23 protein-coding genes are annotated in these 20,361 nt (G+C 59.8%); 3 read left to right on the top strand and 20 right to left on the bottom strand.

What is annotated here, in order from left to right:
• Both E3T39_RS01135 and E3T39_RS01130 read right to left on the bottom strand, forming a co-directional pair.
• Positions 1 to 975 (bottom strand): ornithine cyclodeaminase family protein, encoded by a 975-nt coding sequence (locus tag E3T39_RS01135; protein WP_166784003.1) that lies wholly within the window; start codon positions 973 to 975, stop codon positions 1 to 3.
• Positions 959 to 1,930 (bottom strand): zinc-dependent alcohol dehydrogenase, encoded by a 972-nt coding sequence (locus tag E3T39_RS01130; protein WP_241979473.1) that lies wholly within the window; start codon positions 1,928 to 1,930, stop codon positions 959 to 961. The genes E3T39_RS01135 and E3T39_RS01130 overlap by 17 nt, the downstream gene beginning before the upstream one ends.
• Between E3T39_RS01130 and E3T39_RS16345 the strand changes: the two genes are divergently transcribed.
• Entirely contained in the window at positions 1,826 to 2,041 is a 216-nt protein-coding gene (locus E3T39_RS16345; RefSeq protein WP_241979486.1) for a hypothetical protein, read from the top strand. The two genes, E3T39_RS01130 and E3T39_RS16345, sit on opposite strands and share 105 nt — an antisense overlap.
• Positions 2,042 to 2,064: 23 nt before the next feature.
• Here the strand turns inward: E3T39_RS16345 and E3T39_RS01125 are convergent, their stop codons facing one another.
• The 18 genes from E3T39_RS01125 to hisD form a co-directional block, all read right to left on the bottom strand.
• The gene (locus E3T39_RS01125; RefSeq protein WP_134512936.1) at positions 2,065 to 2,769 is read right to left on the bottom strand and encodes an ABC transporter ATP-binding protein; all 705 of its coding nucleotides are present in this window, start codon (positions 2,767 to 2,769) and stop codon (positions 2,065 to 2,067) included.
• On the bottom strand, positions 2,769 to 3,494 hold the full coding sequence (locus tag E3T39_RS01120; RefSeq protein WP_134512935.1) for an ABC transporter ATP-binding protein: 726 nt from the start codon (positions 3,492 to 3,494) through the stop codon (positions 2,769 to 2,771). The genes E3T39_RS01125 and E3T39_RS01120 overlap by 1 nt, the downstream gene beginning before the upstream one ends.
• Positions 3,491 to 4,534 (bottom strand): branched-chain amino acid ABC transporter permease, encoded by a 1,044-nt coding sequence (locus E3T39_RS01115; RefSeq protein WP_134512934.1) that lies wholly within the window; start codon positions 4,532 to 4,534, stop codon positions 3,491 to 3,493. Before E3T39_RS01115 ends, E3T39_RS01120 begins: the two co-directional genes overlap by 4 nt.
• A complete protein-coding gene (locus E3T39_RS01110; RefSeq protein ID WP_134512933.1) occupies positions 4,531 to 5,418 on the bottom strand; it encodes a branched-chain amino acid ABC transporter permease in 888 nt (295 codons plus the stop codon). The genes E3T39_RS01115 and E3T39_RS01110 overlap by 4 nt, the downstream gene beginning before the upstream one ends.
• A gap of 18 nt (positions 5,419 to 5,436) precedes the next feature.
• Complete coding sequence (locus tag E3T39_RS01105; RefSeq protein WP_134512932.1) at positions 5,437 to 6,705, bottom strand: ABC transporter substrate-binding protein; 1,269 nt, start codon at positions 6,703 to 6,705, stop codon at positions 5,437 to 5,439.
• A 43-nt stretch (positions 6,706 to 6,748) separates the two neighbouring features.
• The gene (locus E3T39_RS01100) at positions 6,749 to 7,510 is read right to left on the bottom strand and encodes an SDR family oxidoreductase (RefSeq protein WP_134512931.1); all 762 of its coding nucleotides are present in this window, start codon (positions 7,508 to 7,510) and stop codon (positions 6,749 to 6,751) included.
• Between the two features lie 17 nt (positions 7,511 to 7,527).
• Complete coding sequence (locus E3T39_RS01095) at positions 7,528 to 8,979, bottom strand: aldehyde dehydrogenase family protein (protein WP_134512930.1); 1,452 nt, start codon at positions 8,977 to 8,979, stop codon at positions 7,528 to 7,530.
• A 57-nt stretch (positions 8,980 to 9,036) separates the two neighbouring features.
• A complete protein-coding gene (locus E3T39_RS01090; protein ID WP_134512929.1) occupies positions 9,037 to 10,254 on the bottom strand; it encodes an iron-containing alcohol dehydrogenase in 1,218 nt (405 codons plus the stop codon).
• A 291-nt stretch (positions 10,255 to 10,545) separates the two neighbouring features.
• Complete coding sequence (locus E3T39_RS01085; protein ID WP_134512928.1) at positions 10,546 to 11,202, bottom strand: GntR family transcriptional regulator; 657 nt, start codon at positions 11,200 to 11,202, stop codon at positions 10,546 to 10,548.
• A gap of 133 nt (positions 11,203 to 11,335) precedes the next feature.
• A complete protein-coding gene (locus E3T39_RS01080) occupies positions 11,336 to 12,097 on the bottom strand; it encodes an SDR family NAD(P)-dependent oxidoreductase (protein WP_134512927.1) in 762 nt (253 codons plus the stop codon).
• Positions 12,090 to 12,857, bottom strand: coding sequence for an SDR family NAD(P)-dependent oxidoreductase (locus E3T39_RS01075; RefSeq protein WP_134512926.1), 768 nt, complete (start codon positions 12,855 to 12,857; stop codon positions 12,090 to 12,092). The genes E3T39_RS01080 and E3T39_RS01075 overlap by 8 nt, the downstream gene beginning before the upstream one ends.
• A gap of 105 nt (positions 12,858 to 12,962) precedes the next feature.
• Entirely contained in the window at positions 12,963 to 13,361 is a 399-nt protein-coding gene (locus E3T39_RS01070) for a hypothetical protein (protein WP_134512925.1), read from the bottom strand.
• A 49-nt stretch (positions 13,362 to 13,410) separates the two neighbouring features.
• Positions 13,411 to 13,680 carry a hypothetical protein gene (locus E3T39_RS16620; RefSeq protein ID WP_338145254.1) on the bottom strand — a complete coding sequence of 90 codons (270 nt, stop codon included), beginning with the start codon at positions 13,678 to 13,680 and terminating at the stop codon, positions 13,411 to 13,413.
• A gap of 316 nt (positions 13,681 to 13,996) precedes the next feature.
• Positions 13,997 to 14,890 (bottom strand): acetamidase/formamidase family protein, encoded by an 894-nt coding sequence (locus E3T39_RS01065; RefSeq protein WP_134512924.1) that lies wholly within the window; start codon positions 14,888 to 14,890, stop codon positions 13,997 to 13,999.
• Between the two features lie 8 nt (positions 14,891 to 14,898).
• Positions 14,899 to 15,732, bottom strand: coding sequence for an amino acid ABC transporter ATP-binding protein (locus E3T39_RS01060; RefSeq protein ID WP_277612781.1), 834 nt, complete (start codon positions 15,730 to 15,732; stop codon positions 14,899 to 14,901).
• Positions 15,725 to 16,378, bottom strand: a complete 654-nt coding sequence (locus E3T39_RS01055) for an amino acid ABC transporter permease (RefSeq protein ID WP_134512923.1) — start codon at positions 16,376 to 16,378, stop codon at positions 15,725 to 15,727. The genes E3T39_RS01060 and E3T39_RS01055 overlap by 8 nt, the downstream gene beginning before the upstream one ends.
• Positions 16,379 to 16,467: 89 nt before the next feature.
• A complete protein-coding gene (locus tag E3T39_RS01050) occupies positions 16,468 to 17,268 on the bottom strand; it encodes an ABC transporter substrate-binding protein (protein WP_134512922.1) in 801 nt (266 codons plus the stop codon).
• Positions 17,269 to 17,350: 82 nt separating this feature from the next.
• The gene (gene hisD, locus E3T39_RS01045; protein WP_134512921.1) at positions 17,351 to 18,688 is read right to left on the bottom strand and encodes a histidinol dehydrogenase; all 1,338 of its coding nucleotides are present in this window, start codon (positions 18,686 to 18,688) and stop codon (positions 17,351 to 17,353) included.
• Between the two features lie 72 nt (positions 18,689 to 18,760).
• On the opposite strand from hisD, the gene E3T39_RS01040 reads away from it, so the two are divergent.
• The gene (locus E3T39_RS01040; RefSeq protein WP_134512920.1) at positions 18,761 to 19,666 is read left to right on the top strand and encodes a LysR family transcriptional regulator; all 906 of its coding nucleotides are present in this window, start codon (positions 18,761 to 18,763) and stop codon (positions 19,664 to 19,666) included.
• A gap of 245 nt (positions 19,667 to 19,911) precedes the next feature.
• Positions 19,912 to 20,361, top strand: a complete 450-nt coding sequence (locus tag E3T39_RS01035) for a single-stranded DNA-binding protein (RefSeq protein ID WP_134512919.1) — start codon at positions 19,912 to 19,914, stop codon at positions 20,359 to 20,361.

Below are 20,361 nucleotides of genomic sequence, written 5' to 3'. Positions count from 1 at the left end.
CTACCGCCGCCCCGCGACGACGCCGCCAGAAATCGGTAACACCACGCCGCGCCCCTGGGCCGTCGCTTTTTCGAAGGCGACTCGACCGAGGGCGGTGTCCCACGAGCCTGCACCGTGGGCGATGAAGGCGGTAGTTTGGTTGTCACCCTCGCGCCCGATGGCTCTTCCTGCAATGACGTCGCCGAGCAAACCAACGGTCTCCCAGCCGATCGTTCCGGCGTCGACCGCACGCAGCAGTGTGCCGCCTTCGATCCGTGCCTGGTCCAGGTCATCTGTGACCAAGACGTCGATACCCGAAAGTACGGCTGGCGCAGCCTCGCTATTGAGCGGATTATTGGACCCGGCGAAGACGTAGTGCGTGCCTGGTCGCAGGTGGCTAGCCTCGATGATCGGATTGTGTGACGAGGTCATGGTGACCACAATGTCGGCGCCATCGATCGCGCTGTCGACCGACGTCACCGGTTCGACTGACAGGGAGAACCGTTCCGAGAAGTCGGTCGCGAATTTCTGAGCATTCTGTGGGCTTCGGCTGAACACTCGAATTTTGGAGATATTTGAAGACCGCACGATGGCTTCAGCCTGCGTCCAGGCCTGGTAACCGGACCCGATGAGGCCAAGTTCGTCTGCATCTGCTCTCGCTAGGGACTGCGTGGAAATACCCGACGCGGCGCCCGTGCGCAATTGGCCGAGACGATCTGCTTCCATCAGAGCGTCACAGGTTCCGTCTGAGGCAAAGAGCATGAACCAGAATTTCGCTGCACCAGAACCGGTCACGTAGATCTTGGCGCCAAGACTCTGCATCTCGTCTACAGCACCACCCAGAATGTTCAGGTTAAGTGGTCCCAGACTCGCTCGGGACCGAATCGCATTGTTTGTCGTTCCTCGGCCCTGCCCACCCAGCGCGGTGCGCACAGCTGTCAGCGCGTCATCCATGGAGACAAGGTCGTTCACGTCATCTTCAGTGAGAAAGATCATCTTTGGTGCTCCCTGTAATAGTTTTCGTGGCGCCTCCGGGCACGACGACGGCCTTGATGACCGAGGCTTGTTCCGTAGCGCTGATGGCGGCATCAACGTCAGTGAGGTGGTAAGTAGAAACCATTGGTTCGAGGCGGTCTTGCCACCCGACAAGAAGCTCGTGGGCCGTGGAATAGTCGGCACGCGTGTAGCCGTACGTTCCGTACAGCCGGAGTTCGCCCCTGACCATCTGATTGACATCGAATGACGGCGCTCTCGCAAAAAGAGCAACGACAACCAAGGTTCCTCCACGGCGTAGGCTCTCGACGGCGCCGCTGAACGCCGCTTCGGCCCCGGACGCCTCGATCCAAGCGTCAACGGGCGGTCCTGCAGCCAGCCCATGATGTCCGTAGATAGTTTTGATGCCCAAATGTTCGGCAAATTCCCGTCGAGTCTGAGGGCCAGCCTCCGGGCAGACAAGTTCCACGTCAGCGCCCGCTGCTGCCGCAAAAAGACACGACAGGATGCCTACAGCACCGGGTCCCGAGACTACGACTCGGCGCCCTCGAAGATTTTCGGCGAGCTGGCCAACCGCGTGAGCTGCCACAGCGGCCGGTTCGATTAGCGCCGCTACCGACGCCCTCAAGCTGTTGTCGATTACAAAGACTCGGTCAGCGTCCAACACAAAATACTGCGCTAAAGCACCGTCAAAGGACAGTCCGAGGCAATCGCGCTCGAGACACAGCTGCGGCGCGCCACTGAGACATGTCTCGCACTCCAAACAGCCGTCAATTGCCATGGGGACAACGCGGTTTCCGATGCATGCCGAATCGACGTTGGCGCCGGTTCGGACAATGCGCCCTACCGCCTCATGGCCGAGAGTCACACGCTCGGGCATCCACTCGTAGCCGACGTGCCCATTTATGGCATGGATATCGCTGCCACACAGGCCGACAGCTTCGGTCTCTATAAGCACCTGCCCAGGACCCGGCAAGGGAACCGGGAGCACTTCAAGCCCAATATCTCGACGATCTCTGCTCTTCTTGACGAGAGCGTGCATCTGCTCAAGAACGAATGGATCTGCTGACGCAGTGTCTAAGTGCACCATCATCAGTGGCCTAGGTACGATTCTCGAACCAACGCGCTCTCCATGAGTTCCTGCGCTGTGCCGGCCACTCGAGTCACACCACTCTCAATGATGAACCCGTGATGGGACACAGCCAGGGCGTTCTGAACGTGCTGCTCAACGATGAGAACGCACACGCCCTCTAACGCGATCTCCTGGACGAGAGAAAACATCTGTTTGACAATCAAGGGCGCTAGGCCCAAAGACATCTCATCGATCATTAGCACTTTAGGTTGCGCCATCAACCCTCGCCCCACGGCGACCATCTGCTGTTCCCCTCCCGACAGCAATCCCGCATCCTGATTGCGGCGTTCCTTAAGCTTGGGGAAACGCTCATAAACCCGTTCCAACCGGGACCCAGTCTTGCGGTCTTTGCGCCCACAGTAGCCGCCGAGCAAAAGGTTGTCCTCGACGCTGAGCGTACCGAAAAGTTTTCTCCCTTCCGGCACGTGAACGAGTCCCAACTCAACTCGCTCCTGCGGTGAGGCAGTGGTAATGTCCTCCCCGTTAAAAGTTACGCTCCCGCTGGCGGCCGGAAGAATGCCGCTGATCACACGTAACGTTGTCGATTTTCCGGCGGCATTGGGCCCGAGAAGAGCTACTACCCCTGATTCTGATACCGCGAGACTCACGTTCTCGAGTGCTTGCGCATCGCCGTAGTACGCCGAGATATTCTTGACCTGAAGCATTAGTCTTCTTCCCCCAAATATGCCGCGATGACGCGGGGATCGCTGACGACATCAGCCGGCAGGCCGTGTACGAGCACGCTTCCTCTATCGAGGACCATCATTCGATCGGAAACTTCCATGACAGCGGAAACGAGATGTTCGATCATGAGAATTGATACACCACGATCCCGCACCTTCTTAATGAAGGGGAGCACATCAATCACCTCTCGGCTGTTGAGTCCCGCGAGCACCTCGTCAAGCAACAGCAGTTTTGGGCCAGTCGCCAGCGCCCGAGCGACTTCCACTCGTTTTCGTTGAGCCAGAGTCAAGCCCTCAGCCGGCTTCTTGGCGAGGTCTGCGATGCTCAGCTCGTCGAGCAATTCCATGGCCCGGAGCCGTGCTCGTCGCACACTCGAGTCATTGACCAGGAGCGGCACCATCACATTTTCGGCCACGGTCATCCCGGTGAACGGCCGGACCACCTGAAACGTACGCCCGATGCCACGTCGGGCACGGCTGGCCGGATCCAATCGAGTGATGTCTCCGCCTGCGAAAGCCACTGAGCCAGCATCCGGATAGTGCATGCCAGAAATTAGATTGAAGAAGGATGTCTTACCTGCACCGTTGGCGCCGATCAGACCTACAATTTCACCGTGCTGCAGGGTCAACGAGACGTCACTAACCGCCTGCACTCCACCAAAACGCTTAGAAACTCCCTCGACTTTGAGAATGGTCGCGTTCGTCATGAGCGCCCTCCTTCGGAATTGGCGAGTTCCTGTTCGGGCTGGATCGGTCCTGACGCGTCTGGAGCCGTGCCGTCACTTCTATTTTCTGGGCGGAAACGCCGATACAGCTTTTTCATACCCGATACGATCCCTCCCGGCATTACCCGAACAATGATGATCAGCGCAACACCGTAGATCACAAAGTTGAGGCCTTGTGTGGTGCCCGAGAACGTGGTGCGCAACCACTCACCGAGTGGTGTCATGACAATCGCTCCCACGATTGGCCCGGCGACGGTCCCCATCCCGCCGATGATTCCGTTCAGCGCTGGCTGGATCGAGTAGAGCGGAGTGGAAAAGTTTGTTTCCGGGTCAATGACAAAGAGATACATGGCTGCGAACGCGCCAAAGGCTCCAGTAAGGGCGGCGCTGATAACCAGCGCCGCGAGCTTAAGACGAGGAGTCCTAACCCCGAGGGCACGAACGGCTTCATCATCGGAGGCCGAGGCTCGCAGGTGGTATCCCATTTTGGAGTAATAGATCCAGATGGAGATGCCAATCGCGATCAGTGCCATCGCCAAGACGATGTAGTAATACGGTTCGCGTGAGGAGAACGAGATGAGAGCAAATCCCTGGGTGGGCGGAGTCGTAATGCCGACCGACCCGTTGGTCAGTGGAACAGCATAGATCGCGATCAAGCGCAGTGATTCTGCAAAAGCCAGTGTTGCCAGGGCAAAGAATGGTCCACGCAACCGTAAAAGCGGCACAGCTAGGAGCAAGGAACCAAGCGCAGCGGTTACCATCGCCGCCAAGATTCCGAGCCAAGGGTTGACATCCATTTTTACGTAGAGGATCGCCACGGTGTACGATCCGATCCCGAAAAAGGCGGCATGCCCGAGCGAGAGAATTCCACCAAAAGCGAGAATGTTCCAGGCCACGGTGACCCCCACGTAGATGAGGATCATCACGCACACATGCAGGATGTATTGATCCGATGTGAAGACGGGGACGAGCCCGGCTGCAGCCACCAACCCGAGAGTCCAAATAAGGCTTTTTTTCTTCATTTGAGACCTACTTCCGCGTTGCGAGCTGACCCACCGAAGATTCCTTGCGGGCGAACCAAAAGAACGATGATGAAGACCGCGAACACAGCGACTTGTTGCAGGGCCGGGTCGATATAGGTACCCGCCAGCGTTTCAACGGCACCAAGGAACAGCCCACCGATCAAGGATCCGGCCATGTTCCCCAGGCCCCCGAGTACAACAACGACAAACGCCAGAAGCGTGAAATGGGCACCGGCCAGTGGGAAGACTGATTGGAAGGGTCCAATCAGTACTCCAGCGATCGCCGCCATCGCCGTTCCCAGCCCCATCGCGACTAGATAGTACTTCTTCACGGGAATACCGATGAGTCCTGCCGTCTCACGGTCCTCCGCCAAAGCGCGAAGGACCTTTCCCGTGAGGGTCTTCTTCATGAGGTAGAACAGCGCGATGACCAAGGCAATGGCCACCAGGAATGCGGTGATGCGACCGTAGGTGGCTGTGACGCCAAGCACGCTGAAGTTTTGTTCGGCCCAGGGGAACGTGGTGCTTCTGTATTGCCCCCCAAAGAGTACGAGCGCAAGGTTTTGGAGCAAAACGGATAAGCCCAAAGTCACAAAAATCTTGATCGTCGGAGAGGAGTTCTGCATGGGCTGAAGGATGAACCGCTGTAGCAGAACACCGAACCCAAACATAAGCGGCGTGATGATGAAGATTGAAATGTAGGGGCTGAGACTCCAGGCCGTCCACATCCAGAACGTGGCATACATTGCGATCATGACGAGCTCACCGTGCGCGAAGTTGATGATCTTCACGACTCCAAAGATGAGGTTCAGGCCCACGGCGATCAATGCGTAAACTCCGCCGAGGAGGAGACCGGCCACGAGTGTTTGAACGAGGAGATTCATATTTGACTTCCCGAAGGGTCAAACGCCGAATGGCGTTGCGGGCAGTGGGGCGCGGATGGCGGCTTGTTCCGGCCAGACGGTTTCGAGCTGGTCGCCGTTCCACTGCATGACGTAGACATCGGCGAGTTCGTTCTGGTTGTTTTCGTTGAGCGAGAAGCCCCAGCCCGACGACGTGGTGCCGATTTCCAGCTTGAAGTTCTGGGCGGCTTGACGGAATTCTTCTGGGTCGTCGCTGCCGTTCGTTTCTTCCAAAATGTCAAAAAGCAAGTTCGCACCGGTGAAGTTGGCGAGGGCGTGGCCCGAGGCGGGAAGCGAGTCGTAGCGTTCCTCGTAAGCGGCCGTGAACTCGGTGATGCCGGGAGTGAACTCTTCGTTGACATGGATCTGCGTGAAGTCAACGTCATAGACGCCATCGGCCGCCTCGCCCAAGGCATCGTGGAAGCCCTTGAGGCTGTGGCCCCCGCCGGTGCCGATGAACGCGCCCAGCTGCAACCCATTGTCACGAATCTGGCGTCCGAGCAGGATCGCATCCGCCGCATACGACACGGCAATGACGATATCCGGCGCCTTAGCCTTCAGGCGCAACACCGTCGACGACAGGTCGGTGGACTTGGCGTTATAGGGCTCCAGCGAGAAGTTGACCAGGCCGGCTTCCGCCGCATCGATAACGGCGTTTTCTGCGACGGACTGCCCATACGCCGAGTCCTCGTGAGCCAAAATCACATTCAACTCAGACACAGGCTTGCCAAGTTCCTCCGCGAGGTGCTCGGTAATGAACCGCATCTGAAGTTTCGTAAACGAGCCTGCTGCCGGGTTGAACCGGAAAACGTTCTCATAATCGCGGTCAGTGATCGCCTCCGAGACTGCACCCAGCTCGACGAACGTGCTGCCGCCACGAGCGAACACCTCCGACGCAGCCAAGCTCAGCCCGGAAGAGTAGGAACCGACGGCGAGGTTAATGTCTGAATCCGACGCCAAACGGCGAGCCTCCGACGTCGCTGCGTTCACGTCGGGGACATCGGCAAAGACCATCTCAATGGACTTATCGGCCACACCCCCGGCTGCGTTGCGCAGGTCGGTCGCGATCTGCACTCCGCGCCACGATTCCTCACCCAACAGGGCAAGCGAACCCGACACCGGGAAGAACGCCCCAATCTTGATCGAATCCGACGACGACGACGACGCCGCCGTCGAACACCCCATCAACAGCGGAAGGGCAACAACAGTCGCCACCCCCAACGCCGAAAGCCGCACAAGCTTGCGCTTTGCAATCTTCTTAACACCCATTTTCTAAGTCCTTTCGTCATTGAAAAGTAAAAAAGTAAATCGTTTACGCGGCGGTCCATCCGCCATCGACCATCAGCAGCTGCCCGGTCACATAACCGGCAGCGGGAGAAGCGAGAAAGATGGCCGGACCGACGAGGTCTTCTGGCTTGCCGAAACGCCCCATAGGTATTCGGGCCAGCATCTTTTGCTTCCGATCGGAATCGTTAAAAGCCGCTTCGGTGAGTTTGGTGTGAATGTAGCCAGGACCGATTCCGTTCACTCGAATGCCGCGCGAAGACCATTCACTACTGAGGCTTCGCAAGATTCCATACACACCCGACTTGCTCGCGGTGTAGGCCACGACATCGGGAACGGATAGGTGACTGGTCAACGAGCCGACGAAGATATGGCTGCCCTCCCGCGCGTCGCGGAGCTGGCGTTTGCCGATTTCCTGGCTCAGCATGAATGGCGCGGTGAGATTCACGGCCAGGACGCGATCCCATTCGGTGTGGGAGAAGTCCTCCGCCGCTTGTCGGTGTTGTATGCCTGCCGCGTGCACAACAATGTCCAGTCCGCCGTCCATTTCGTGCTCAATTTCATCGATCAGTGCGGGGATAGAAGGCGTGTGCGAAACATCGCCGACGAAAGCCGTTGCGTAGTGACCGATGCCCGCGGCCACCTCTTTGATCTCAGAGGCGGTGCGAGAGACCAGGGCTACTCGCGCCCCAGCGGCAGCGAATCCTTCTGCAATAGCTCGACCAATTCCCCGGCCCGATCCGGTGACCAGAGCGCGCTTGCCCTGCAGCGTAAGTCCTGTGTCTGACATGGGTCCCTTGGTTCGCGTTAGTGCGTTCGGATTGCTGCAGTTTTGGTGCGGCTATAAAAGCTCAAGGCGATGAGCCCCTGTTCTTTGAACGGCGAGCCAGAGTCGTTGAAACCTCCAAATGGATGGTGAATATCCCAGCCTGTTGTTGGCTGGTTCACGGAGACCTGCCCCGTATCAACTGCTTCCACGAACTGGAACGCTCGTTCCAGGTCTCGAGTGAAGATGGCGCTAGAAAGCCCATAGGTGGAGTCGTTCACCGCAGCAATAGCGTCTTCGGGTGTGTCGACGACCAGCATGGACAGGACCGGACCAAAGACTTCTTCGTGCCAAATGGAACATTGATCCGTCACGCGCAAGAATGTCGCATCAACAAACGACCCGCCGCGAGCCAAACCGTCTGACGCCGACGTGGTCGCGAGAGTTGTTGCTCCCTGATCAAGAGCTCCGGCAACAAGCTTCTCGATCGAGCACTGGGCGTCAACGCTGATAACCGGCCCGAGATCGACACCCGGCTGGTCGCCAGCTCCGATGCGCAGGGCCTCCATTGCGACCCGGATGCCTGCGACCAAGTCAGCTTCAATATCGTGTTGAACGATTAGTCTGCTGGTCGCGGTGCAACGCTGGCCGGCTTGAGCGAACGCCCCGGCCACGATTGCGGGAATGGCCAATTTCAGGTCGGCGTCGTTGAGCACCACGACTGCGTTCTTTCCACCCATCTCCGTTTGCACGCGGATATTTCGCCCCGCGAGCTTTTTCCGGAGAGCGGTGCCGACGGCAGTAGACCCGGTGAATGACACTGCTTTGATGGCAGGGTATGAGACCAAGCGGTCGCCAATCTCTGCTCCTCGCCCGGTGACGGTTCCGAGAACTCCAGCTGGCAGCCCGGCAGCGTCCAAGATCTGAGCCAGAGTGAGAGCGATGAGCGGAGTAGCCGTTGCCGGCTTGAGTACAACGGCGTTCCCCGCGAGCAATGCCGGCGCCAGCTTTCGTGCGGGGGTGAGCAGCGGGTCGTTCCACGGCGTGATGAGAAGTGTGACGCCGACGGGCTCGCGCAGCTGACTGGTGAAGGTTCCCGGCCGGGCATCCGCTAGATATTCACCGAACGGCAGTCTGGCCATGCCCCCGTAATACTCAAAAAACTCGGCTGTCTTTGTGACTTCTCCCGTGGCCTCAGCGCAGGTCTTGCCCATTTCACCGACGATGATGTCAACGAGTTCGGCGCTTCGCAGGCGGATGGCCGTGGCCGCCGCCAAGAGCACTTGTCCCCGTTGAAGCAGTCCCGTCGCGCGCCAGACCTTGGCACCCGCCTCTGCGGCGGTGAACACGGCGTCGAGATCGGTTTTGCTCATCGCCGGCACGCGGCCCACGACTGTTTGGTGCGTGGCCGGATTGCTGACGGTGATCCACGATCCATCCGCTGATTCAGCAAACGTGCCATTGACAAGATTCTTTATGGAACCGAATTTCATGTGAGTAGGACTCCTTAACAACGTTGGTGAGGAATTACGCGGCTGGTTGCCGTGTCGCTAGTGCTGGTCCGAGCTCGCAAGGACCCCAGTCACCGCGAAGGCGCCTAAGACATCACCCGAGCGCATTGATTGAAGCATCTCGAGAATGGTGGACTCATCGAAGGCAACCGGGTTGTTGGGCCGCGGGTAGTCCGTTACGCAGCGGCTCGCCATTGATGCTTCTGTGCTTTCCGGCACCCGCGCCTCGTCGAGACTGGTTGGAAGCCCCAATCTCCGCGTGAGTCCCTGTATAGCAAGGGCCGCGTCGAGCAGATTGTCGCTCTCCCCCTGGGTGAGCAACTGGGCCAATTTTATAGCCACTCCGGGGTTCAGCGACTGGTTGTAGGCGATGCAGTACGGGAGTGCCAAAGCGCATGACGTGCCGTGCGGCATCGGCTGCTCGTGCGCAAGGCAATAGGCCAAAGAATGACCAAGAACGACACCGGCGTTGATCGCCTGGCCGCCGAGGTGTGCGCCCCAGAGGCAGCTAGCCAAGGCGTCCTGATCTCCACCGAATGCCTTCTCCAGATTCCCGACGAGGAGCTCGATGGCCAGCACGGCGTGATGAGCTGACATCGGTGATCCTGCTGTCGACATGAGCGCTTCGACGGCGTGTGCCAAGGCGTCCATCCCTGTCGAAGCGATAACGCCCCGCGGCAGCGACGCCACCAGATTGGGATCGATGATGGCAATCGCCGGGAGAAATTTCGCGCAGGAGACGACTCGCTTCGATCCAGCCACGGTAACCATCGCAATGCGGGTGGCTTCGGCACCGGTACCGCATGTGGTCGGGACGAGGATGAGGGGTGCGACGCCCTCCCCTGGCTCGACAACACCGAGCCAATCCGCAGTATTACCGTCGTTGCGAATCAGCAATGAGAGCATCTTCGATGAATCCAGTACGGATCCACCGCCCATGCCAATCACGATATCTGCACCGGCATTGCGGGCCGTTGCAGCAGCCGAATCGATGACCTCGCTCGTTGGTTCGCTGCCAAACCCAGAAACGAGTGTTACCGCGTATCCGTTCCGCTCGAGGTCTGTAACCAGATCACGCGCCAGGCCCGCATTGAGTACGGCGTCATCAACCGCGACAACGACATTGCCTGAATCCATCCCTACATGAGCACGGAGGAGGGACGCGACATTGCCGGAGGAGCCTCGCCCGCACACTACCGCCGACGGCGATAGAAAAACTGAAGTGGTCTCGATATTTGGTAGCCATTCGTTTGACATCTTTGTCACCTTTTTTCTATTGGATCCAATCTACATCAGAACTGTAGACATCGAATACATATTTTCAAGACTCAATCTGACGATGTGGTTGACTCGCGGCCAACTATGAATCATATATCCTTCAAAACTCCTGTTCATAGGCATTTTTATGCCATTCTGCACAGCAAATGCGTCAACAACTGCGTAGAGCGCTCACCCACCTCAATGCGCAAGAACCTTCATTTAGGATCCAATACACGAAGTGGAGTCATCAGCGCGACGGCTCCCCCGCCGTCATCGGCATAAACCCGACTACTGAAAAATGTCTTTTCGCTCGCGCAAGTCCAGCCGTGTGCGTCTGATGTGGCCCTGGACCAGATTCCCTGCAGTGTCGCGATCGCGCCGTCTGATGCTCTCCACGATGAGACGATGCTCAGCATCGGTGACCCACTTTCGTTCGACCAGGAATGCCTCGGCGAACGCACGGCGGTAGTGCTGCGTTGAATTCCAAAATCGCTCAACGAGTTCGTGCATAAGGGTAAAATTGGCCCCGGCGTAAGTCAGGAGGTGGAACTCACGATCCAATCGCAAAAAGGATTCAACGTCCTTTGCAGCGGCGATTTCTTCGGCCAGCGCCTCCAACCGGTCGATCTGTTCGTCAGAGAGTCCATCGACACTTTCGCGGACAGCGAAAGATTCAACTCGTTCCCTCAGTTTGTATATTTGGTCAAATTCAAACGCATCTAGCTTCGATACCCATGCGCCGCTGTTGGGGACAATACTGACGAGCCCTTCGGCCGCCAGGAGTTTCAGCCCCTCTCGAACCGGAATGCGGCTCGATCCAAACTTGCGCGCGAGCATCTCCTGGCCGATGCGTTCCCCCGGAGCCAACTCACCATTCAAGATCAAGACACGCAATTGATCCGCAATACGTGCGCCAGCCGCAATATTCTTTTTGCCATCATTCATCGGTGTATCTCCAGTCCCGATCGTGCTCGGATACCAATAGTTTTGAAGACGCGCGTGTTTCGCTTTCAAGGACGCCTCTACGCCGTGTGCTCGGTACCGCGCCCTGGGTGACTCGTATCTTCTCTCTATCGAGTCAACCGGCCATGAAAAGGCCGCCGTTCACATGGATCACTTCACCGGTAATAAACGATGCGCCATCGCTGCACAGAAACGCAGCCACCTGCGCAACTTCTTCTGGTCGTCCGTGTCTCCCGAGTGGTGTTCGTGATAGCGCAGAAGCGCCTTGCGACTTGACGAACTCGGCGGTCATGGGTGTCTCGATCGTCCCAGGAGAGATTGCATTGACGCGAAGATGGGGGCCGGCTTCGAGCGCGAGACTGCGTGTGAAACCGATGATGCCGGCCTTGCTGGCAGAGTAGTGCGCGTGGCCGAAACTCCCACGATGCCCTGCAATAGAGGCAAAGTTGACAATCGAACCACCCTCTTGCATATCAGGCAACACTCGACTCAGGAGATAGAACACTCCATCCAAATTGAGCGACATGACCGCTCGCCATTGTGCGTCTGTCATCTCACTGACTGTAACTTCTGGGTATATGCCGGCTGCGGGAATCACAAAGTCGAGATGTCCAAAGCGCCTCCGCGCGACATCAAGGGCATCATCGATGTCTGAAGAATTCGAAGCATCCCCGACGACGATTGCAGCGCGCTCTGGATCTGAAAATTCCTTCCCCAGTGCCCTGAGCTGTTTCTCGTCACGATCGAACATCACCACGCTCGCTCCGGCTGCGTAAAACAAGCGGGCGATCGTGCGGCCAATTCCACCCGACGCCCCGGAAAGAAACAATACTTTCCCGGTGAAATCAAAATGAATGGACTTAGCGCGTTCAGTCATACCAGTTCCCGTCCACGGACATTCCGCCATCCGCCATGAGTAGATGTCCGTTCACGTACGACGCAGCCGGTGTAGCAAGAAAGTAGATGGCTTCAGCAATTTCGGCCGCTTCAGCGAAACGGCCCAGGGGCGTTCGGTCAGTAATGAGGCCATCGCTGAGCCTTCCCGAGGCCACAAGTGCATCGGTAAGGTTTGTGCGCACGTATCCGGGCCCGACTGCGTTGCACCGGATACCCCTCCTCGCCCATTCGACGGCAAGTGTGCGGGTCAGCCCGGCAATGCCAGCCTTTGCAGTCGTGTAGCTCGCTCTTCCAGGCATGCCAACCAGGCTGGCAACTGAGGCGATGTTGACTATTGAGGCTCGGTTGGATTCGATTAACAACGGGAATGCTGCTCGACAGGATCGCATTGAGCCGGTCAAATGAATGTCCAACATATTCATCCACGACTCATCAGTCACATCTTCACTGGGAGATGGTGCGGCAACGCCAGCACAATTGACGACTGCGTCGAGGCGGCCTTCATTTTCTCGTATCGAATCGTAGGCGGAGACGACTGTCACGTTTATGGTGACGTCGACGATGATTCCGCGCGCGCTTGGCCCGAGCTCACGGACGGCTGCATCGAGGGACGCCGGTTGATAGTCCATCAGAACAACTTGACCGCCGCATTCGACCCATTTGCGGGCAAACGCAAGGCCGATGCCTGAAGCGCCACCCGTCACCGCTGCGACCGGTGCTGTCGCTGTCTTTGCATTCACTAAACTCTCCTTTGAGTGCGTGATTGGTCCGGGTAAATTCTGCGTGAATTTCGCAAATGGATCCCAAAAGCCCCGATTACCTGTCACAGAGCAATTATTGCACCTTCATTTACCACTTTGGGATACATACCTGTACATTTCAACGTCTGCGAGCGTCAGACATTGGGAACTGGACCATTTCCTCGCGTGTTCGTTTAAGTCGAAGTCAAGCTCGACGATCTCGTGCTGGCGAGACACTTCCTGGCGGCCGAAAAGTAGCAGGCTACCCGAGCGGTCGGCGGTGAACGGGGATATCTTTCGCGTTCTGAGCAGTTGGAAGGGGATAGAAATGCGCAGCACCGCTGTCCGCGCAGCATTCCGAACATCTTCTACGGTGAGTAGGCCGGTCGCCACGCGCTCGACGATTTCCTGCATGGCGAAGTGCGAAATTAATGTGGACCGCTCGCCGCGACGCCAAAGCGCTGCGGGCGAACCGCGAGGGAATGGAAAGGTTGATGCGGGCACCGACTCGAAGCTTGTCCGCGCCGAAATCGGTCGACGACCTGGAATGACATCACGCGCTCCAAGACGCGCCCGACTGCCTCCGCATACGGCGGATATCTTTATCGGCGATCATCCGTTCCACCTGCGGGACCGCGCCCAACACGTGGTTACCCCGGCGTGAGGACACAGATCTCGTCGCCCGTGGGGTCAGTACCGCACACGACACGTCGCCCTGCCCAATATCTGCATCAGCCGCGCCCAGCGTTCGTGACCGAGGTACCTCGGCCGCTTGGTCATCACCGAGATACGGTCGCAGGTCGAGGCGGACGCGGGTCCACACGGTAATCTCAGGCACGCGAACGAAATCTAGATATGGACCGCCCCGCGGCCGACCTCAGCCAGGCTAAATCGTCGGTGGACTCATGCAAGGTCCAGTCCAGCGCCGAATTCACCGCGGCAATCGGCCCGGTGTCCCCGGAGATCGCTCGAGGCTCATGCACGCAAGACAAATTGGCCTCCACGTCGGTCGGAACCGTCCCCGGCACCTCGCCCTGGCCAATGTGCGCCCCGCGTCTTCAGCCGCTCGCGCCGCCAATCCGAACCGATGAGCACCGAAGGTATTGCGGTGCTGTGCCTGAGACTGTGGCGGCACCGAGTCAACGCGTGGTGGACGACGGCCCGAGCGCGGTATCCGCTGCACCCGTGAGCGAGAGCGCCAAACTACGGCGGGGGTTCACCACCTGGCACACTCGCACTTCGAGCAGCAGGCCCACGGCCAAGTAGGCGTCGGGTTGAGTCATGCCAGCATGCGCGGCGAGCAGGCGAGTGCATTCGCTCACCCCGCTCCTGAGGGCCTCATCGAAGGTATCGCCGGTCACGATGATCCAGTACTTACTGTCGCTGTCAATCGTGGCAAAGCGGGGCGCCCAGCCGCTCTGCACTCTCACGCTTAGCTGCACCTCAGCCGCCACTTCTATGCCGGTTCCGCACACCTCAGCGTCCCCCATCGCCGCGTGCACGTCGCCCAGGAAGAGACCGCCGCCCGGTACCTGCGCGGTGATCCACACGGTGGAACCAGACCGCGCCAGCACGGAGTCGAGGTTGCCGCCGTAGCTACCCAGTGTGCGCGGCTGCTGGCCCACGGCGGGCAGCAGCCCGATCGTGCCAATGTGCAGCTGAGGTGGCACGCTGATCGGGGCCCCCGAACCCCAGCCGATGGTGGGGTGCTGCGCCGACAACCGCCGCACGTGGGACTCCGGTGGCGCGTTCACGCCGAGGCCCGGCCGGGTCCAGGTATGGCCCCACGGCGACGCCGCGATCGAGCGGATGCTGATACCCACGGCATCGCCCACTTGCACCCCTGCAACGCCCAGGGCTCCATTCACGGGAAAAACCCGGGCGGAGTCGAGGTCGGCGTGGTTCCTGCCCTCGGCGATCTGGTTGCCGGACGCGTCGAGCGTGACACAGGAAAAGACCTCGCCGGCACTGACCGTGTTCGACAGTGCCAGCTCGGGGGAGAGCGCGTAGATCTGGTCGCGGAACACACGCATGGGCGTGCTCAGTTGGGGGACGTTTGCGACCGGCTCAGCAGGGCCCGGGTCTTGTCGTGCTGGGGATTGGTGAAGATTATCTCGGGCGGGCCCTCTTCCACGATAAGGCCTTGGTCCATCACCACAATGCGGGTGGCGATCTCGCGGGCGAACTGCATCTCGTGGGTAACGATCACCATAGTGGTGCCCTCCTCGGCGATGCGCTTGATCACAGCGAGTACCTCCCCCACCAGTTCGGGGTCGAGCGCCGAGGTCGGCTCGTCGAACAGCATCACAGCCGGTTCCATGGCTAGAGCGCGGGCAATGGCTACGCGCTGCTTCTGACCGCCAGAGAGCTTGGTGGGGTAGTTGTCGAGTTTGTCGCCGAGCCCCACCATCTCGAGGTGGTGCACGGCCTTGGTGCGGGCATCCGCTGCCGACATCTTCTTCACGTCGCGGAGGGGCGCCATGACGTTGCCCAGCGCGGTTTTGTTAAGAAAGAGGTTGAAGTGCTGAAACACCATGCCCACGTCGGTACGCTTCTTGGCGGTGATCGAGGCGCGCTCGGCGACGAGCTCGCCGTTCTGTTCGCGGTAGCCCACCAGGTGGCCGTGCACGTAGATGCGGCCGGAATCGATGGTCTCGAGTTTGTTTATGCAGCGCAGCAGCGTGCTCTTGCCCGAGCCGCTGGAACCGAGGATGACCACGGTCTCGCTCTGGGTCACCTGAAGGTTGACCCCCTTGAGAACTTCCACCCGGCGGGCTTCGTGCGTGCGACCGCGAAAACGATCCCACAGGGACTGCTTGTCTTCGGAGACGAAGGTCTTGTGCACTTCATGCACATTGATGATGTTGTCAGCCACGAGACCGCGCCTTTCGTTCCATGAGTACGACAATTCGAGCGAGCGGAAGACTGAGCATGAGGTAGAGAATCGCCGCTGCAGTGTAGATTTCCGTGGTCTGAAAAGTTTGGCTATTCAAAATGTTCGCGGTCTTGAGAATCTCGGTGACGGCGATCACCGAGGTGAGGGCCGTGTCCTTGACCATGGCAATGAAGTAGTTGCCGATGGGGCCGAGCGAGACCACGAACGACTGCGGTATAACCACGCGCCAGAGCGCCTTGGTGGGCGTGTAGCCGAGCGAGAGCGCTGCCTCGGTCTGGCCGGCCTCCACAGAAAGAATCGCCGAACGGAACACCTCAGAGAGGTACGCTGCGTAGTTGATACCGAGCCCGAGAATGCCCGCGGGCACCGGGTCGATGGCGATGCCGATGCTCGGTAGCACGAAAAAGATGTAGACAAGTTGCACGAGCAGCGGCGTACCACGAATCACCTCCACGAAGAACACCGCGACGGCCCGCAACACCTTGGACTGCGATATGCGCGCCAGGGCGGTGAGCAGCCCGAGTACGAGGGCAAGCAACATGGCTCCGGCAGCGAGCTGCAGAACAATCGGTACCGCGCCGAACAGGGCGGGGAACACGGCCAACGTGTCGGTAATGAATTCCATTTGGTGCGCCTAACTTGAAGGGTGATCCACGTTCGGAGCTGGCCGCCCCGACTTTTCAGTCGTAGCGGCCAGCACGGGTGAAGCGGTATCTACTCCGAGAGGTTGTCTTCGCCGAGTCCGTACTTCTGCAGAATTTCGAGGTACTGCGGCGTAGCCTTCAGGTCGGCCAGACCCGCGTTGATGTCTGCGAGCAGCTCGGTGTCTTCCATGCGCAGTCCGGCGCCGATGGTACCCGGGAAGTACGCTTCGTAGGGCGAGACAAGCTTGATCTTCGGGTTGGGCTTCTGCACCAGGCTGTAGGCGAGTACGGCACTGTCTGTGAAGGCCGCGTCGATCTGGCCGTTCTCCACAGCGGTGATGAGCGCCGCCTGCGAGTCGAAGTACTGGGTCTCGCTACCGCCCAGGGTATCGATCAGGTCTGTGAACACAGTACCGGTCTGGGCGCCGAGCACGAGGCCCGCCACGTCATCCCGGTCTTCCACGGTGGAGCCAGCCGGAACAAGCAGTCCTTCACCCTGCATGTACCACGGGTCGGTAAAGTTGATCTGCTCCTTGCGGGCGTCTGTGATGTACATAGCGTCCACGATCACGTCGGCCTTGTCGGCCACCAGTGCGGGAATGAGCGTGTTGAAGTCGGTCACGAAGACCTCCACGTTCCAGCCCTGTTGCTCGGCGATGGCGAGGAACATCTCACCGTCGATGCCAGAGAGCTCGCCGGTGGTGGCGTCGGTGAACGAGAACGGCGCGTCGTTGGAGGTGGCGATGGTGATGGTGCGCGCGGCACCGTCTGCACCGGCATCCGTGGTGTCAGCGGCACACGAGGTGAGCGCGAGTACACCGATAAGTGCCATCGGTACCAGAACCTTGAGGCGTTTAGCGAAGGGATTCATTGGATTTCCAACTTTCGGTTGCTGTGTGTGCGGTGCTGTGAGGGTAGGAGAAAAGCCGATGCCTGCGGCCGCGGTGGCGGCCTCAGACGAGGCTGGCCACCGTGCTCGCCAAGCGATCGAGCCGCAGGGTGGCCGTTGCCCTGTGAGCTTCCATCCCCTCGAAAGCGGAGATGGTTGCGACGTGGTTGGCCAGCATGGGGGTAGCGGCCCTCTCGACGCGCTGCCAGGTGAGGGGCTTGAGAAATCGTGATACCGAGAGGCCGGCCGATGAACGGGCACCCCGACCCGTGGGTAGTACGTGGTTCGTTCCAGAGATTCCCTTGTCGGAATAGGCCACCGTTGACCATTCCCCAAGGAACAGCGATCCGTAGTTCGAAAGGCTTTCCTGATAGTAGTCGTCATCGGCTGTCTGGATTTCCAGATGCTCGGGAGCGAGCATGTCCATCAGCTCGACGGCGGTCTCCTTGTTCTCGGCCACGTAGACGGTGCCGAAGTCGCGCCAGGCCGGGCCCGCGATTTGCTTGGTCGCCAGCGTTTCGAGCATCCGTTCGATGTGACGGATTACATCTTCGCCGAGCTGGCGAGAGGTGGTCACCAGGCACGCCGGGGACTGCGGGCCGTGCTCGGCCTGGCCCAGCAGGTCGGCCGCGACCAGTTCGGCATCCGCTGTGTCGTCGGCGATGACCGCCACCTCGGAGGGGCCGGCGAGCAGGTCGATCCCAACTCGGCCGAACAGCTGGCGCTTGGCTTCGGTCACGTAGGCGTTGCCGGCGCCGACCAGGATGTCGGCGGGCTGCTCGCCGAGCAGTCCGAATGCCATGGCAGCGAGGGCCTGCACGCCGCCGACGGCGAACGCGCGGTCGACGCCGGAGAGGTAGGCGGAGTGCAGCACGGCGGGGTGTGCTGCGGTGGGGCTCATGGGCGGGGAACAGGCGATGACGCTCTGCACGCCGGCGGCCTTGGCCACTCCGACGGTCATGAAGGCGCTGGCGAGAATGGGAAAGCGGCCGGCCGGTAGGTAGGCGCCGACGCGGGGGACCGGAATGTACTTCTGGCCGGCGATGACGCCGGGGAGGATCTCGATCTCGAAGTCGGTGAGGTGCTTGCGCTGTTCCAGGGCGAACACGCGGGTACGTTCGGCGCCGGCCGCGAGGGCCTCGCGCAGCTCGGGGGTGAGCTGGTCGCCGGTGCGGGCGAGCTCGGCCTGGCTGATCTCGATGTCGGCGCCCTCCCACTTGTCGAGCTGCTGGGAGTACTTGATGACGGCGTCGATGCCGTTTTTCTCGATGGTGCTAAGCATCTCCGAGACGGTTTTGATCACCTCGGGCAGACGTTGGGCGGGAATACCGCCGACGGCCGGTTCTTTGAGAACGGTGAAGGTGCCCGTGATGTGTTTCTTGTCGGCCTCGTTAATTTGCATAGTCGAAACCTAAGTTAATTGCGTGCTATCGCACAACCCGATATGAAGCGATCAAACCTATAAGGTAACCCTATGACAATTGTTCAGCTGCGCGCCTTCCTAGCCGCCTACACACTGGGCTCGTTCACCGCGGCGGCCAACGATCTGGGCACGAGCCAGGCGTCGATCTCCGAACTCATCCGCCGGCTGGAGGAGATTGTCGGCCTAAGCTTGTTCATTCGCGGCGGGCGGCGGCTGATCGCCACGGCGGCGGCCGACGAGTTACGGCGGCACGCCGAGCAGTCGGTGCGCTCGATCGACAATGGGCTTGAGGCGCTGCGGTCGATGGCCGCACTGGAGGGCGGGGTCTGCACGTTCGGCGTGCTGCGCAACGCAGGCTACTACGATCTCTCCGACCTCGTGCAGCGCTTCCACGTGCTCTATCCACAGGTGAAAGTGCGGCTGATCGGGCTGAATTCTGCCCTGGTGGCGGAATCGATTGCTAGCGGCGAGCTCGAGGCCGGACTGGTAGTGCTGCCCGTGCTCGAGACCGGGCTACTGATCAAGCCCCTGTTCCAAGACGAAGTTCTCTACGCGTCGGCCACGCGCGATCCGGCCCTGGGGCCGATGACCATGGAGGAAATGGCACAGTCGCAGCTGGTGCTCTACGACGCCTACGCCGGCTGGACCGATCCCACGCGCAAGCAGATTCTGGAGCGGGCGCAGATGCGGGGCCTGTCGATCGACCCGGTCATGGAGGTTGAACACGTGGAGACGGCCCTGAGCCTGGTATCGACCGGGGCGGCGGACACCATCGTGTGCCGCACCATCACTGAGGGGTCATCGTTTCCAAAGAATATTAACCTGGTTCCCTTCAAGGAACCGCTCTACGACACGATCGCGCTAGCCCAGCGGGAATCGACCTATCTGTCACCCGCCACGCTGAAGATCGCCGAGCTCGCCGAGAAGACGTTGCTAGCGCGGATGCAGATCGTGTAGCAGCCGGCCCGGGTCTGGCTACGGGCTGCGAAGCGCTGGGCTTGCCAGTGCGCGTGAGCGCCTCCGCTCGAGCTCGAGGGATAGAACCGCCGGGTGCGCAGTGCGGGCCCGGTTCTAAACAACGCGTCGGCTTTTTCGCTGCCAAAACCTGTCTCGTTCGCCTGCGACGGCTAGGGAGCCCTTGACGCACCTCCTAGGGAGCGCGGACCACGATGGTCCGCCCGAATCACAGGAGGTCAAGTCCCATGACACTTCACACCCAGCAATCGCTGTCCGGCTTCATGGCTTCCGACCCGCAGCAATCGGTCACCGAGAACGGCGACACCCGCTTCTACGTGCGCGTTGGCCAGCCGCACTTCCGCCACGAATACAGCGGCAGCTTCACCGCGCTCGAGCCGACGTTCCACGACCTTGTCGCCTATCGCGCCACCGCCGAATGGGCACTCACCCGCTTTGCCAAGGGCGACAGCTTCGTCGCCGAGGGCTATGTACGCACTTTCCAGGTCCAGCGCGATGGCGGAGTCATTCAACGCGAAGAATTCGTTGCTAAGAAGATTGGCCACGACCTCGCGCGCACCAACTATCAGGTCGACCGAGCTTATCGCTCTGCTCCGGGCAGCGAACAGGATGCGGCGACAACGATGACTGCAATCGCGCACGAGACGGAAGCGGCTCACGCCGACTCGGGGTGGTGA

This window comes from Cryobacterium suzukii (assembly GCF_004403185.1).
GTDB lineage: Bacteria > Actinomycetota > Actinomycetes > Actinomycetales > Microbacteriaceae > Cryobacterium > Cryobacterium suzukii.
The sequence above is the reverse complement of the archived record's forward strand: the minus strand, read 5'-3'. Positions and strand labels throughout refer to the sequence as shown.

Excerpts from the sequence above, each read along its gene's own strand:
- E3T39_RS01085 (WP_134512928.1), bottom strand. The coding sequence starts at position 11,202 with ATGAATGATGGCAAAAAGAATATTGCGGCTGGCGCACGTATTGCGGAT.
- E3T39_RS01050 (WP_134512922.1), bottom strand. The coding sequence starts at position 17,268 with ATGAATCCCTTCGCTAAACGCCTCAAGGTTCTGGTACCGATGGCACTT.
- E3T39_RS01110 (WP_134512933.1), bottom strand. The coding sequence starts at position 5,418 with ATGAATCTCCTCGTTCAAACACTCGTGGCCGGTCTCCTCCTCGGCGGA.
- E3T39_RS01105 (WP_134512932.1), bottom strand. The coding sequence starts at position 6,705 with ATGGGTGTTAAGAAGATTGCAAAGCGCAAGCTTGTGCGGCTTTCGGCG.
- E3T39_RS01135 (WP_166784003.1), bottom strand. The coding sequence starts at position 975 with ATGATCTTTCTCACTGAAGATGACGTGAACGACCTTGTCTCCATGGAT.
- E3T39_RS01090 (WP_134512929.1), bottom strand. The coding sequence starts at position 10,254 with ATGTCAAACGAATGGCTACCAAATATCGAGACCACTTCAGTTTTTCTA.
- E3T39_RS01120 (WP_134512935.1), bottom strand. The coding sequence starts at position 3,494 with ATGACGAACGCGACCATTCTCAAAGTCGAGGGAGTTTCTAAGCGTTTT.
- E3T39_RS01065 (WP_134512924.1), bottom strand. The coding sequence starts at position 14,890 with ATGCGTGTGTTCCGCGACCAGATCTACGCGCTCTCCCCCGAGCTGGCA.
- E3T39_RS01040 (WP_134512920.1), top strand. The coding sequence starts at position 18,761 with ATGACAATTGTTCAGCTGCGCGCCTTCCTAGCCGCCTACACACTGGGC.
- hisD (WP_134512921.1), bottom strand. The coding sequence starts at position 18,688 with ATGCAAATTAACGAGGCCGACAAGAAACACATCACGGGCACCTTCACC.
- E3T39_RS01115 (WP_134512934.1), bottom strand. The coding sequence starts at position 4,534 with ATGAAGAAAAAAAGCCTTATTTGGACTCTCGGGTTGGTGGCTGCAGCC.
- E3T39_RS01080 (WP_134512927.1), bottom strand. The coding sequence starts at position 12,097 with ATGACTGAACGCGCTAAGTCCATTCATTTTGATTTCACCGGGAAAGTA.
- E3T39_RS16345 (WP_241979486.1), top strand. The coding sequence starts at position 1,826 with ATGGCCGAGAGTCACACGCTCGGGCATCCACTCGTAGCCGACGTGCCC.
- E3T39_RS01035 (WP_134512919.1), top strand. The coding sequence starts at position 19,912 with ATGACACTTCACACCCAGCAATCGCTGTCCGGCTTCATGGCTTCCGAC.
- E3T39_RS01055 (WP_134512923.1), bottom strand. The coding sequence starts at position 16,378 with ATGGAATTCATTACCGACACGTTGGCCGTGTTCCCCGCCCTGTTCGGC.
- E3T39_RS01125 (WP_134512936.1), bottom strand. The coding sequence starts at position 2,769 with ATGCTTCAGGTCAAGAATATCTCGGCGTACTACGGCGATGCGCAAGCA.
- E3T39_RS01095 (WP_134512930.1), bottom strand. The coding sequence starts at position 8,979 with ATGAAATTCGGTTCCATAAAGAATCTTGTCAATGGCACGTTTGCTGAA.
- E3T39_RS01100 (WP_134512931.1), bottom strand. The coding sequence starts at position 7,510 with ATGTCAGACACAGGACTTACGCTGCAGGGCAAGCGCGCTCTGGTCACC.